6 protein-coding genes are annotated in these 14,169 nt (G+C 70.7%); all 6 read left to right on the top strand.

What is annotated here, in order from left to right; genetic code table 11:
• The first annotated feature begins 14 nt into the window (after positions 1-14).
• From RHA1_RS10810 to RHA1_RS10785, 6 genes are read left to right on the top strand one after another with little or no spacing between them, the layout of a single operon-like run.
• Positions 15-314: an acyl carrier protein gene (locus RHA1_RS10810; RefSeq protein WP_009474881.1), complete on the top strand. Its 300-nt coding sequence runs from the start codon at positions 15-17 to the stop codon at positions 312-314.
• Positions 311-1,408 carry an acyl-CoA dehydrogenase family protein gene (locus RHA1_RS10805; protein ID WP_009474880.1) on the top strand — a complete coding sequence of 366 codons (1,098 nt, stop codon included), beginning with the start codon at positions 311-313 and terminating at the stop codon, positions 1,406-1,408. Before RHA1_RS10810 ends, RHA1_RS10805 begins: the two co-directional genes overlap by 4 nt.
• A complete protein-coding gene (locus RHA1_RS10800) occupies positions 1,405-2,415 on the top strand; it encodes a 3-oxoacyl-ACP synthase (RefSeq protein ID WP_011595011.1) in 1,011 nt (336 codons plus the stop codon). Before RHA1_RS10805 ends, RHA1_RS10800 begins: the two co-directional genes overlap by 4 nt.
• On the top strand, positions 2,412-3,464 hold the full coding sequence (locus RHA1_RS10795) for an HAD-IIIC family phosphatase (RefSeq protein WP_011595010.1): 1,053 nt from the start codon (positions 2,412-2,414) through the stop codon (positions 3,462-3,464). The genes RHA1_RS10800 and RHA1_RS10795 overlap by 4 nt, the downstream gene beginning before the upstream one ends.
• On the top strand, positions 3,461-5,032 hold the full coding sequence (locus tag RHA1_RS10790; RefSeq protein WP_050787282.1) for an amino acid adenylation domain-containing protein: 1,572 nt from the start codon (positions 3,461-3,463) through the stop codon (positions 5,030-5,032). Before RHA1_RS10795 ends, RHA1_RS10790 begins: the two co-directional genes overlap by 4 nt.
• Positions 5,019-14,165 carry a non-ribosomal peptide synthetase gene (locus RHA1_RS10785; RefSeq protein ID WP_041812370.1) on the top strand — a complete coding sequence of 3,049 codons (9,147 nt, stop codon included), beginning with the start codon at positions 5,019-5,021 and terminating at the stop codon, positions 14,163-14,165. Before RHA1_RS10790 ends, RHA1_RS10785 begins: the two co-directional genes overlap by 14 nt.
• Positions 14,166-14,169 lie beyond the last annotated feature (4 nt).

Below are 14,169 nucleotides of genomic sequence, written 5' to 3'. Positions count from 1 at the left end.
GGAATCCCACGCCCATGGACACAGCAAATGCCCCTGTGCCCGAGTCCCGTGACGAGCTGGTCGAGCAGCTACGGCAGTACCTGAGCTCGATCACGTCGACGGAACTCGGTCCCGACGACGACTACTTCACCCTGGGATTGGTGAGTTCGTTGCGGGCCCTGGAGATCGTCACGTACATCGAGGGCTCCCACGACGTCGTGGTCGAGGTGGAGGATCTCGATCTCGACAACTTCCGTACCGCAGCGCGGGTAGCGGGCTTCATTCGGAGAAAGCGGGGCGAGCAGCTTCGTGCGACGGACGGGGCGTCGCCGTGATCGGTATCGACACACTGGTCGCCTCCGCCGAGACCGACGCCGGCACCTGGGACGAGACCGGGCTGCCGGTCGACGTCATCGAGGCCGCCGCGCGGGCGGGGGTCCTCGGGCTGGACCGGACGACGGACTGCCGGGGACTCGGCCTGAACGCGGCCGAACTGGGCTCGGTCGCAGAAAGACTCGGGGCGGTCTGCACGTCGTTGCGTTCGCTGCTGACCGTGCAGGGGATGGTGAACGCCGCCCTCGACCGGTGGGGCACCGCCGAACAGCGGGCACAGTGGGTGCCGGCCCTGGCGACCGGCGAACTCCTCGCCGGATTCGCCGCCACCGAATCCGGAGCCGGCAGCGACCTCTCCTCTGTGACTACCCGTTTCGAAGCGCACGGCTCGGATCACCGGATCTCCGGACGGAAACTGTGGGTCACGTTCGGCGAGGTCGCGGACGTACTGCTCGTCCTCGGCCGGTCGCAGGCCGGGCTGACGACCGCACTGGTCGAAACGGACGCACCCGGAGTGACCGTCGAACCGATCCACGGGCAGCTGGGCATGCGCGGCGCCCGGATCGCACACATCGCGCTGGACGGCGTCGTCGTCCCCGCCGACCACCTGATCGCACCGCCGGGATTCGGACTGTCCCACGTCGTCGGCACCGCCCTGGACCACGGCCGGTACACCATCGCCTGGGGGTGCGCCGGAATGTCACGCGGGTGCCTCGCCGACGCCGTCGCGCACGCGTCCACCCGGGTGCAGGGCAGCGCCGTGCTGTCCGAGCACGACTCGGTCCGCGCGATCCTCGGTCGCAGCTGGGTCGATGCCGCCGGCGCCCGCGCACTGTGTGAACGGGCCGCCGAACAACGCGACGCCCACGAGCCGAGCGCGCTGTTCACGACGATCGCCGCGAAGTACGCCGCGGCCCGCGTCGCCGCGTCGGTGAGCCAGCAGGCGGTCCAGGTACTCGGGGCCGTGGGATGCGCCCCCGGCAGCAGGGTGGGGCGCTTCTTCCGCGACGCCAAGGTCATGCAGATCATCGAGGGCGCGACGGAGGTCGCCGAACTCCAGATCGGTGACTACGTGCTCGGGGGAGGTGCGCCATGACGGCCGACCGACCGGTCACGATCGACTCGGTCGCGCTCTGGTTCCCGGACGACGAGGTCACCGTAGCCGGACTGCCCGAGCTCGACGAACTGCCGATCGCGCAGCGCGAGCACGCATTGGCACTGGGCATCGACACGGTGCGGATCGGAATCGGGCTCTCCGAGGTGGATCTGGCGCACGCCGCGGCGGACGAGGTACTCCGGAAGGCGGGCCTCGACGCCACCCAGCTCGATGCGCTGCTGCTCGTCCAGGGCCGGGTTCCCCAGTATCTGCTCGCGTCCGAGGCCACGCGCCTGCAGCACCGGCTCGGCGCGACCCAGGCGTTCACCACCGGTGTGGGTGACCTTGGGTGCGTGTCCGTCTCGGCGGCGTTCGCGCTCGCGTCGGCGTTGCTCCTCGGCGACCCCCGGTGCCAGAACGTCCTCGTCGTCGCAGCGGCGAAGACCCCGACCCGGTCGCGGTACCGGTCGCCGATGACGCTCCTGGGCGACGGCGCCGCCGCGGTCCTGCTGACGACGTCGGAGACCGGGCGGTACGAACTCGTCGACCAGATGATCCGCAGCGACGGAAAATACGCCGACCTGTTCCACATCGACTACCGCGACGTGCGCGAAGCCGACTGGGTCGAGGAATGCGCCGACGAACCCACGTACTCGTTCCGCCTCGCGGTCGAGAGCCGGAAGCGGTTCACGGAGATCAACGCGGACCTGCTGGCCCGGAACGGGCTGCAGCAGGACGCGATCGGCGTGTTCCTCATGCAGAACCTGTCGCTGGGCGCGTTCACGTTCTGGCAGGAGGCACTCGACGTCACCATCGATCCCGTCTGCCGCCACAACCTGGCCCACTTCGGCCACCTCGGATCCGTCGACGTCGCGGCGAACCTCGAGCGCGCGGCGTCCGCACAGGCGCCCGGCGACTACTGCGTGATCATGAACAGCAGCCCGGTCGCGGCCTGGAGCAGCGCACTGCTCCGACGCCTGCCCGATCGACCCGGGCACGGGAAGTGATCACGATGGAGCAGACGGTCAAGTGCGTGGTCTGGGATCTCGACGACACCATCTGGGACGGCGTCGTCCTCGAACAGGACGCCCCGGTGCCGAAAGCGGACGCCCTCCGCGCCCTGGATGTGCTCGACCGCCGCGGCATCCTGCACGCCGTGGCGAGCCGCGGCGAATACGAACCCGCCGCCGCGCACCTGCGCATGCACGGCATCGAGGAACTGTTCTGCGCCGTCGACGTCGGCTGGGGCCCGAAGTCGGAGGCAGTGCGCCGCATCGCGGAGACACTGAATCTGGGTCTCGACACCATCGCGTTCGTCGACAACGATCCCGTCGAGCGGGCCGAGGTGTCCGAGGCGCTTCCGCCGGTGCGCTGCTATCCCGCCGAGCAGATCGCGTCGTTCCCCGACCTTCCCGAGTTGACGCCGCCCGCCGTCACCGAGGAGGCGAGGCAGCGGAGGTCGCTGTATCGCGCCGAACGGATCCGTCAGGTGAGCGAACAGGAATTCCACGGGTCAAACTCCGAGTTCCTGGCCTCGCTCGAACTGGTCATGACGGTCCGCCGGGCGGCCGAGGACGACCTCGAACGCGCCCACGAACTGACGGTCCGGTCTCATCAACTCAACACGACGGGACGAACTTTCGGCATCGACGAACTGCGCCGGCTGTGCGCCTCGGACGACCACGAGGTGCTCGTCGCGTCGCTCGGCGACCGATTCGGCGGGTACGGCACGATCGGTCTCGCGGTCTCGGAGATCCGCGGCGACGATTCCGTCCTGCAACTGCTGCTGATGTCGTGCCGGGTGATGTCCCGTGGGGTCGGGACGGCGCTGATCCGGCACGTCGTCGAGCGGGCACGCGCCCACGGCAGGCGGGCGCTCGCCGAGTTCGTGCCGACGGACGTCAACCGGGTGATGCTGGTGACCCTGCGATTCGCGGGCTTCGACGTCGTCGACCCGAACCCCGATCGGATGCTGCTGCTGTGCAATGACATTCGCAGTGCGGCGGCACCGAACGCCGATCACGTCGCGGTCCTCTCGGAAGACGTGGCGCCATGACGGACGTGGTCGCGAACGGTGGGGTGATGACCGGGATCCTCCGCCAGTGCGCGCGGGTTCCCGGCCGGATCGCGATCGTGGTGGGCGACCGGGCGCTGACGTATCGCGAACTCGATTCGGCGAGCGAGGCACTGGCGCGGCAACTCGCCGCCGTGGGCGTGCGGCCGGGGCAGGTGGTGCTGATCCACCAGCGGCAGAGCGTCGAGACGGTGGTGGGGATGATCGCCGCGCTGCGGCTGGGCGCGGCGTGGTGCGTGATCGAGCCCGGGCATCCGGTGGGTCAGCTCCGCGCACTCCTCGGCGACATCGACTGCGGTGCCGTCGTCTTCGGGTCCGCGGATCCGAAGACGTCGCCGGCGTGGATCCACGACCTGGCCCGCAGCGCGGTCGGACGCGTTCCCGCACTGCACGACCGGGACGCCGGGCACCGGCCCGTCGCCGAACTCGCCGATCTACCCGAGGACGTGCCTGCGGGCACCGCCGCCTACGTGATCACCACGTCCGGGTCGACTGGCATCCCCAAGGCCGTCGTCGCGAGCCGCGCCAACCTCGCGAGCATGGTCGACGGTCGCAACTACGACTTCGACGACGGCGATCTCGTCACGTTCTCCGCGTTCCGCCTCACGTGGGACGGTTCCCTGCTGAAGACCCTGTGGGCGTTGTGCACCGGCGGCACCAGCGTGCTCCCGGACTCTCGCGAATTGATGGACGCCGAGGCCGTCGCCGCGCTCGCCCGGACGTGGCAGACCACCCACCTGGTCGCGACCCCCTCGTTCTACCGGCTGCTGCTGCCGCATCTCACCCCGCTGCGCGACCGTCTGCGGTTGGTGACGCTTGCGGGAGAGGCCCTTCCGGGCACGCTCGTCGAACAACATCGTGCGGTGCTGCCCGGGGTCCCACTGAGCAACGAGTACGGTCCGACCGAGACGACCGTCAGCTGCCTGGCTCATCCGGTGCGCGACGTGCCCGCCTCGATCGCGCCGATCGGCAGACCACTGGGCGCGAGCACCGCCTACGTCCTCGACGCGAAACTGGTCGAGGTGCCGTACGGAGCGGTCGGGGACCTGTACGTCGGCGGTCCGCAGATCTCCGAGGGCTACGCGTCCCGCCCGGCCGCCACCGCGGCCCGCTTCGTCGCCGACCCCTTCGCGGCGCGGCCCGGTGCGCGTATGTATCACACAGGCGACCTCGCACGGGTCGATCCGCACGGCGACATCGAATTTTGCGGCCGGTTCGACGGACAGGTGAAAGTGCGCGGCGCCCGGGTCGAGAGACACGCGGTGGAGGCCGTGCTGGAGAGTCACCCCGCGATCCACCAGGCGGTGGTTCTCGCGACCGCCGACGAACACGGGGAGACGGTGTTGACCGCGTTCTGGGTGCCCGCGCCCGCGGCCACCGTACTACCCACACCACGCGACCTGATCGCGCACTGCGCCGAGCGACTCGTCGCGCAGGCGGTGCCCGACCGGTTCCTCGCGCTCGGTGCCCTTCCGCTCGCACCGAGCAGCAAGGTGGACGAGGCGGCGTTGCGCCGGTTGCTGCCCAGCGGAGGTGGTGGCGTTGCGTGAGCACCATACCGAGGCCGCCGGCAGCGCCGAAGTACCGTTCCCGCTGTCGTCGGCCCAATACGAGGCGTGGCTGGCCCAGCAACTGGCCCCCGGCGTGCCGCTGTGCATCGCCCAGTACGTCGAGGTGCACGGCGACCTGGACGTCGACCTCCTGCGCGTGGCCACCGTCGCGACCGCCGACGAATTCGGGTCGCCGTTTCTCCGGTTGATCGACAGGGACGGTCAGCCGTTCCAACTGGTCGATCCGTCGGCGGACCGGTCGATCGGCCTGAGGGACTTCCGCGGGGACGCCGAACCGGTGGAAGCCGCCCGCCGATGGATGCGCGCCGACTGCGAGACCCCACTGGATCCGACGCGCGATCGCCTCGTCGAATCGTCGATTCTTCGCGTGGGCGACGCGCACTACCTGTGGTACAGCAAGATTCACCACGTTGCTCTGGACGGCTACGGTGCGATGACGATGCTCAACCGCATCGCGGCCCGGTACACCGCGGAGGTGCTCGACCGGGAATTGCCGCCCAACGAGGCCGTGGACCCCCGGCATCTGTACGACGCCGATCAGCAGTACCGGTCGTCGTCCCGCTTCGCCGCGGACCGGCAGTTCTGGGCCGAACGGGTCGGCGGCCTCGGACCCGGATCGAGCCTGGCCCGACGGACCGGGCCCGCGGTCGCCACGAGCACCGACGTCACCGCGCCCCTGCCGGACGCGGCGGAGCGGGCGCTCGGCGACGCCGGCGCCCACGGGACCGCGAAGATCGTCGCCGCATTCGCCTGCTACCTGTCGAGAACGACCGGACACCGGGACGTGCTCGTGAAGATCCCGGTGTCGGCGCGCACCACCGCGACCCTGCGACGCTCCGGCGGAATGGTGGCGGGCGTCGTGCCGCTTCCCGTGCAGATCCGCCCCGGGGACACGGTGGCGCAGTTGGTGGAACGGGTGCAACTCGACCTGATGGGCGTGCTGCGACACCAGCGTTTCGGGCTCGGCGACATCCGGCGCGACGCGGGTGCCGCTGCGGCGCAGTCGCTGTCGGGTCCGATGGTCAACGTCATGCTCTTCCACCAGGAACTGGTTCTGGGGCCGCTCGTCGGCGAATACCACATCGTCACGTCCGGGCCGGTCGAAGACCTGCTCGTCAACGTGTACCGGAGCGGCACACCGGTCCGGACCTTCGTCCACTTCCTGGCCAACCCCAACCGGTACGACGCCGACGAGGTCGGCGCGCATCACCGGCAATTCCTGGAACTGCTCGGCGACTTCGTCACGGCCGACGCGGACGCCGCGCTCACCACCGTCCACGAGGAGACGGCCCGGCTCGACTTCTGGACGCGCACACTGGCGGACGCGCCCCCGGTGCTGGACCTGCCCACCGACCGTCCGCGGCCCGCACGACCGTCCCACCGCAGCGCCGCCGTCGACGTCGCACTCGACCCGGATCTGCGGCGCGGGCTGGACGCGTTGGCCGCCGCACACCGCACGGACGCCGCCACCGTGACCCATGCGGTGCTGGCGCTGGTGCTGGCACGGTCGGCCCGTACCGACGACGTCGTCATCGGCAGGCGGACGGACACCGACCCGGTGGTGCTGCGGACCCACGTGCGCGGCTCGGATCGCGTCGACCAGTACGTCGGCACCGTCCGGGACGCCGACGCGGAGGCGTTCGCCCACCGCGGAGTGCCCGTCCGGCGAATCGTGGACGCGCTCGACCCGCTGCGGTCCGGGTCGCACGCACCGCTCTTCCAGGTGCTGCTCGAATTCTCGGCCACCGGAGGGGAACTCGGCGACCTCGATCTGCGGGTGACGGTGTCGGACACGACGGCCCGATTCACCTACGCGACAGACCTGTTCGACGCCGCCACCGTGGAGGGACTCGCTCGGCGGTTCGTGCGGACCGCCGAGGCCGCCGCCGCGGATCCGTCCGCCGTGATCGGCGACATCGACCTGGTCGAACCGGCCGAACGCGCTGTGCTGGCGGACTGGTCGGCCCGTCCGGCCGATGCCACCGACCAGACGACACTCGGTGAGCTGTTCGCCGCCCGGGCAGCGCGGACCCCCGACGCCACCGCCGTCGTGTCGGGTGGCGAGCGACTGAGTTACGGCGACCTCGACGCCCGGTCGAACCGGCTTGCACGACACCTGCTCTCGCGGGGTGTGGGTCCGGAGTTTTCGGTCGCGGTCGCGATGCCGCGCTCGGCGGCGCTCGTCGTCGCGCTCGTGGCGGTCGTCAAGGCCGGGGCCGCCTACGTCCCGATCGATGCGGACCATCCCGGTGAGCGCTCGGCGCTCGTCCTCGACGACGCCCACCCGGTGTGCATTCTGGCCACCCGCGACACCGCACACGCGCTGCCGGCGTCGGACGTCCCCGTCCTGCTCCTCGATTCGACGGACACGGATCTCGGCGGCAACTCCGCGGACCCGCTGACCGACGCGGAACGGCCACCGGTCGATCCGAACTCGTTGGCCTACGTCGTCTACACGTCGGGATCGACGGGACGACCGAAGGGCGTCGCGGTGTCGCACCGCAACGTGGTCTCGCTCTTCACGAGCACCAGGGACCTGTTCCGGTTCGGGGACACCGACGTGTGGACGATGTTCCATTCCCCGGCATTCGACTTCTCGGTCTGGGAGGTGTGGGGCGCGCTGCTGCACGGCGGGACGCTCGTCGTCGTCGACTTCGACACCACCCGGTCGCCCGCCGCGTTCCTCGCACTGCTGCGCCGCGATCGGGTGACGGTGCTGAGTCAGACCCCGACGGCATTCTCGCAGCTGATCGAGGCCACCGATACGGAGGACGGCGCGGGCCCACCGCCGCTGCGCTACGTCGTGCTCGGCGGCGAGGCGCTCGACTTCGGGCAACTCGAACGCTGGTACTCCCGCCACGGCGAGGACGCACCCGTGCTGGTGAACATGTACGGCATCACCGAGACGACGGTGCACGTCACGCACCTCCCGCTCGGTCGCGGGCTCGCCGCCGCCGCGTGGACGAGCAAGGTCGGGCGGCCGATTCCCGGATTCCGAGTGTCGGTGCTGGACGCGCGGTTGCGTCCGGTGCCGATCGGTGTGGCCGGCGAACTGTATGTGGCGGGACCGCAGGTCGCTCGCGGCTACCTGGGCCGCGCCGGGCTCACGGCGTCCCGCTTCGTCGCGGATGGGTCGGGCGCCCGGATGTACCGGACCGGGGACGTCGTGCGGTGGCGACGCGACGGGAGTCTCGACTACCTCGGACGGGACGACCTGCAGGTCGAGATCCGCGGATTCCGGGTGGAACTCGGCGAAGTGGAATGGGTGCTGGGCCGGTGCGACGGGGTCGCGCAGGCGGTGGTGACCCTGCACGAGGATGCGGTGACCGGCCCGGCCCCGGCGGCGTACGTGGTGCCCGAGGCGGGGGCCATCGTCGACTCGGAGGCCGTGCTGGAATTCGCCGGAGGCGCGTTGCCGTCGTACATGGTCCCGGCCTCGGTGACGATCCTCGAGCGGCTGCCGCTCACCGGCAACGGGAAATTGGATCGGGCGGCGCTTCCGGCGCCCGTCACGGCTTCCCGCGCCGAATTCGTGGCACCGGGCACTCCCGTCGAGGAGTCGCTCGCGGTCATCTTCGCCGCGCTGCTCGGCGTGCCCGCGGTCGGGATCGACGACGACTTCTTCGCGCTCGGCGGCAATTCGCTGATCGCGGCGAAGGTCGTGGCGCGGATTCAGGGTGTGCTCGGTGCGGGTGTGGGAGTGCGCGACGTCTTCGAGGCGCGGACGGTGCGGTCGCTGTCGGCTCGGGTGAGCCGGGCGGCCTCGGCGGACCGGCCGCCGCTGGTGGCGACGGACCGGTCCGCGGCGGCGCCGGTGTCGCTCGCGCAGACGCGGATGTGGTTCCTCGACCAGTTCGACACGACGTCGCCCGCCTACAACATCGCGGCGGCCTTCCGGTTGCGCGGCCCTCTCGACGTCGCGGCGCTGCACGCGGCGCTGACGGACGTCGTGGATCGGCACGAGGCGTTGCGAACGGTCTTCCCGATGCGGGGTGACACGCCGGTGCAGTCCGTGATCCCGGCGTCGGCCGCGGTGCCCGGGCTCCGCGCTGTCACGGTGTCGGGGGAGAGCGACCTGCGGGACCGGCTCGCGGCGGCGCTGTCCGCGGGCTTCGAGGTGACCGCGCAGGTTCCGTTGCGGGCGCACCTGTTCGAGGTCGGGTCGCGTGATCACGCCCTGGCCCTGGTGGTGCATCACATCGCTGCGGACGCGCTGTCGCTGGGCCCGCTGGCCCGCGACATCACCTCCGCGTACACGGCCCGGGCTCGGGGAGACGCGCCGGACTGGGTGCCGCTTCCGGTGCAGTACGCCGACTACAGCATCTGGCAGCGGGCGCTGCTCGGATCGGAGGACGATCCCGGCTCCCTGATGTCCCGCCAGCTCGGGTACTGGCGTTCCGCGCTCGCCGACGCGCCGGTGGTGACGGACCTGCCGATGGATCGCGCACGTCCCGAACACCGGTCGCTCGCCGGCGCGCGGGAGTCGTTCGAGATCGGGGACCGCCTGCACCGGAAGGTGGTTGCCCTTGCCCGCGAACACGATGCGACCGTGTTCATGGTGACGCACGCAGCGTTCGCGGTCCTGGTGTCCCGCTTGGGAAGCACCACCGACGTGGTGATCGGATCCGCGGTGGCGGGCCGCGGCGAGGCCGTCCTCGACGACGTGGTGGGGATGTTCGTCAACACCCTGGCGCTGCGCACCCCGGTGCACGGCGCCGACTCGTTCACCGCGCTGCTCGCCGCTGTGCGGGACTGCGATCTGGAGGCGTTCGCGCACGCGGAGGTGCCGTTCGAGCGGGTGGTCGAGGCGCTCGCTCTGCCGCGCACCACGGCCCACGCGCCGTTGTTCCAGGTGCTGTTCGAATTCCAGGACGTCGTGCGGCCCACTCCGAGCCTGCCGGAACTGGACGTGGAGGAGATCGACCTCGGTGTCTCCGTCTCCACGTTCGACCTGCAGCTGACCCTGGCCGAACGATTCGGAGAGGACGGGGAACCCGCCGGGATCAGAGCCGGATTCACCTATGCCACCGACATCTTCGACACCGCGACCGTCCGCAAATTCGCCGAACGATACGTGCGGCTCCTCGACGCGGTGGTCGCCGACCCCGACGTTCCACTGGCCCGCTTCGATCTGCTGTCTCCCGGCGAACGCGAGGCCCTCGTCCCGGTGTGCGGGCGGCCCACCGGCACGACCCGGCTGCTGCCGGAGATCCTCTCCGCCGCGGCCGCCCGGGACCCACACGCCGTCGCGCTGTCCTACGGCAACGCGGTGATGTCGTATCGCGAACTCGACGACTGGTCGAACCGGCTGGCCTGGGTGTTGATCCGCCGCGGAATCGGACCGGAGCACCACGTGGCGATCGGGCTCGTCCGGTCGGTGGAACTGGTGGTGTCGGTGTGGGCGGTGGCGAAATCGGGTGCGTCGTTCGTCCCGGTGGATCCCAATCTGCCGCCGGGGAGAATCGCCGACATCCTCGCCGACTGCGGGGCGGTGGCGGGACTCACGGTCGCCGAACAGCGCGACCGGATGCCCGACGGCGTGGAGTGGCTGCTCCTCGACTATCCGGGTCCGACGCGGCGATGGGAGTCCCGTCCGATCACCGACGACGACCGGGTCGTGCCGCTGCGACCGGGCCATCCGGCGTATCTGATGTACACGTCCGGGTCGACGGGGGCACCGAAGGGCGTCGTCATTCCCCATGCGGGGCTGCAGAACTTCACGATCGATCAGCGCGCCCGGTACGCGACGACGAATGCCTCGCGCGTCCTGAATCTCGCGTCACCCGGATTCGACGCGACGATGCTCGAATACCTCATGGCGTTCGGTGCCGGTGCGCGACTGGTGATCGCGGCCCCCCACGTGTACGGCGGCGCCGCACTGACGGAACTGCTCGCGGCCGAGCGGATCACACACGCGTTCGCCACCCCCGCGGTCCTGGCCACCATCGACCCGCGGGGTCTGCGCCTGCTTCGCGCGCTCGTCGTCGGCGGCGAACGCTGCCCGCCGGAGTTGCTGGCCCGCTGGGCGTCCGGGCGCACCCTGCTCGTCGGCTACGGCCCCACCGAGACGACGGTGATGTCGAACATCGGCGACCCGATGACACCCGGCGACCCCGTGCGGATCGGTCACCCGATGCGCGGTGTCCGCGAACTCGTCCTCGACGAGTGGCTGCGTCCGGTGCCGGTCGGTGTGGTGGGTGAGCTGTACGTGCTGGGGGAGGGTCTGGCGCGCGGCTACCACCGGCGGGCAGGAACCACCGCGGCCTCGTTCGTGGCGAACCCGTTCGACCGCCCGGGCTCACGCATGTATCGCACCGGCGATCTGATGCGGTGGACGAAGGAAGGCAGGCTGGAATATTTGGGCCGCAACGATTTTCAGGTCAAGTTGCGCGGACAGCGGGTCGAACCGGGGGAGGTGGAGGCGGCGCTCACCCGCTGCCCCGGTGTCGCGCAGGCGGTGGTCGTGGTGCGCCGCACGCCCGCGGCCGAGGCGGTCCTCGCCGGATACGTCACGGCCGAGGACGGCGCGGACCTCGACACGACCGAGGTGCTGCAGTTCGCCGGATCCGTGCTCGCACCCTTCATGGTGCCGGCCTCGGTGACGGTCCTCGACCGGCTGCCGCTCGGGGCCAACGGCAAGGTCGACCGGCACGCGCTGCCGGACCCCGAATTCGCGCCCCGCATCTTCCGCGCACCCGGCACACCGTTCGAGTCCGCGGTGGCCGACGTGTTCGCCGAGGTTCTCGGGACCGGCGTCGTCGGAGCAGACGACGACTTCTTCGCGTCCGGTGGCAACTCCCTGACCGCGACGCAGGTGGTCGCTCGGATCAACTCCGCGCTCGGCACCGACGTCGGTGTGCGGGACGTGTTCGAGACCCCGACCGTACGGGCGCTCGCGGCACGGATCGCGCGCGAGAGCGCGGGCGGCGAAGCCCGGCCCGCGGTGACGGTGCCCCGGCGCCCCGACCCGGTGCCGCTCTCGTGGGCGCAGCACCGGATGTGGCTCCTCAATCAGTTCGACCCGTCCTCACCCGCGTACAACGTCGCAATGATCGTCCGGCTGTCGGGTGACCTCGACGTCGACGCACTGACCGCCGCCCTCGCCGACGTGGTGGACAGGCACGAATCTTTGCGCACCCGGTACCCGTACGGCGATTCGGGACCCACCCAGGTGATCGTCGGTGCCGGCCACGTCGCGCAACTCACCTCGTCGGCGTCCGACGATCCGGTACGCGAACAGATCTCGGAACTCGTGTCCGCGGGTTTCGACGTCGCCACCGAAGTCCCGATGCGGGCCAGGCTGTTCGAACTCGGCGACCGCGAGCACGTTCTCGTCGTCGTGGTGCATCACATCGCGGCCGACGGGTTCTCGATGGCTCCGCTCGCCCGCGACGTGATGACGGCCTACACCGCACGGTCCGAGGGCTGCACGCCGGGATGGGAGCCGCTGCCGGTGCAGTACCCCGACTACGCCGTGTGGCAGCGGGAACTCCTCGGCTCGGAGGACGACGCGGACTCCCTGCTTTCGCGGCAACTGGACTACTGGCGATCCGACCTCGCCGACGCGCCGGCCGTCACCGATCTGCCCACGGACCGTGACCGCCCGCCGCGGCGCTCTGCCTCCGGCGACCGGGTGACGTTCGGGATCGGCGCCGACCTGCACCGGGACACGGTGGCGTTGGCGCGGACCCGGCGGTGCACCGTGTTCATGGTCGTGCACGCGGCGCTCGCCGTGTTGCTGGCCCGCTCGGGCGGTACCGGCGACGTGGTGATCGGGTCGCCGGTCGCCGGCCGCGGCGAGGCCGTCCTCGACGACGTGGTGGGAATGTTCGTCAACACCCTCGTGCTGCGGACCGACGTGTCGGGGACCTTCGACGAACTGCTCACCCGGGTCCGTGAGACCGACCTCGCGGCCTACGCCCACGCGGACGTGCCGTTCGAGAGGGTGGTGGAAGCGCTGAACCCGCCTCGGTCCCAGTCGCATTCACCCCTGTTCCAGGTGTTGCTCGAGTTCCGGAACACCGAACACCCCGATCTCGCCCTCCCGCACCTGGAGGCCGAAGTCCTCGAACCCGACGTCGAGGTGTCGCTCTTCGACCTGCAACTGACGGTGCGGGAGAAGTACGACGAGTGCGGAACACCGGAAGGGATGACCGCGGGATTCACCTACGCCACCGACCTCTTCGATGCGGCGACCGTGCAGGCCCTGGCCGACCGGTTCACCAGGATTCTCGCCGCAGTCGTTGCAGATCCGAGTGTCGCCGTCGGAGACGTCGACGTGCTGGCCCCGGACGAGCTCACCCGGATTCGCGAATGGAGTGCGGCGGCCGAGACCGTGGTGCTCGATCCCCGGTTGCAGCTCACCCCCGAAGGCGTGACCGGTGCGGTGTACCTGGCCGACACGCGGGAGCACCACACCTCGGCGCGGGCGGCGGCCACGACGTTCGTGGCAAATCCGTTCGGCGCCCCGGGCACCCGGATGGTCCGGACGGGCGCACTCGCGCGATGGCATCGGTCCGGACGACTGCTGAGCGTCGGCGCCACCGGATCCCCGGCACGGTCGGTCACCGACGTCGTGGAGAGTCACCCGGCGGTCCGCGAAGCGGTGGTCCTCACAACCGCCACCGGTGTCACCGCCTTCTGGGTCCCGGCGGCCGCGGCGGCCGTGCTCCCGATGGCAGAAGACCTGCGGGAGTTCAGCGCCGGACGGCTCGACGCCCGATCGGTCCCCACGCGGTTCGTCGCACTCGGCGCGGTCCCGCGAACGCCGGACGGCGAGGTGGACGAGAACGCGCTGCGCGCACTCGTCTCCGACACGGAGCCTGCGCGCGGCGAGTCGCGGCAACGCTGGAGCGCGCTGCAACGGTCGGTCGCCGAGCACTGGGCGGCGGTGCTGGGGCACGACGACTTCGGTTCCGAAGACGGGTTCTTCGACGTCGGCGGCAACTCGCATCGCGTCGTGGAACTGCAGCGTCGTCTCGACGAACAGTGGCCCGGGGCTCTGCGCGTGGGCCAGCTGTTCGACCTCGTCACCGTGGCGGCGCAGGCCGAAGCGATTGCGCAGTCCACCGACACGAGCGAGGCGCCCGCGCCCGCCACCTACGAGTTCTGACGAG

The sequence above is a fragment of the Rhodococcus jostii RHA1 genome (assembly GCF_000014565.1).
In the GTDB taxonomy this organism is placed as follows: domain Bacteria; phylum Actinomycetota; class Actinomycetes; order Mycobacteriales; family Mycobacteriaceae; genus Rhodococcus_F; species Rhodococcus_F jostii_A.
Note: the sequence above shows the minus strand (reverse complement) of the source record. Positions and strands in the feature narration are given on the sequence as shown.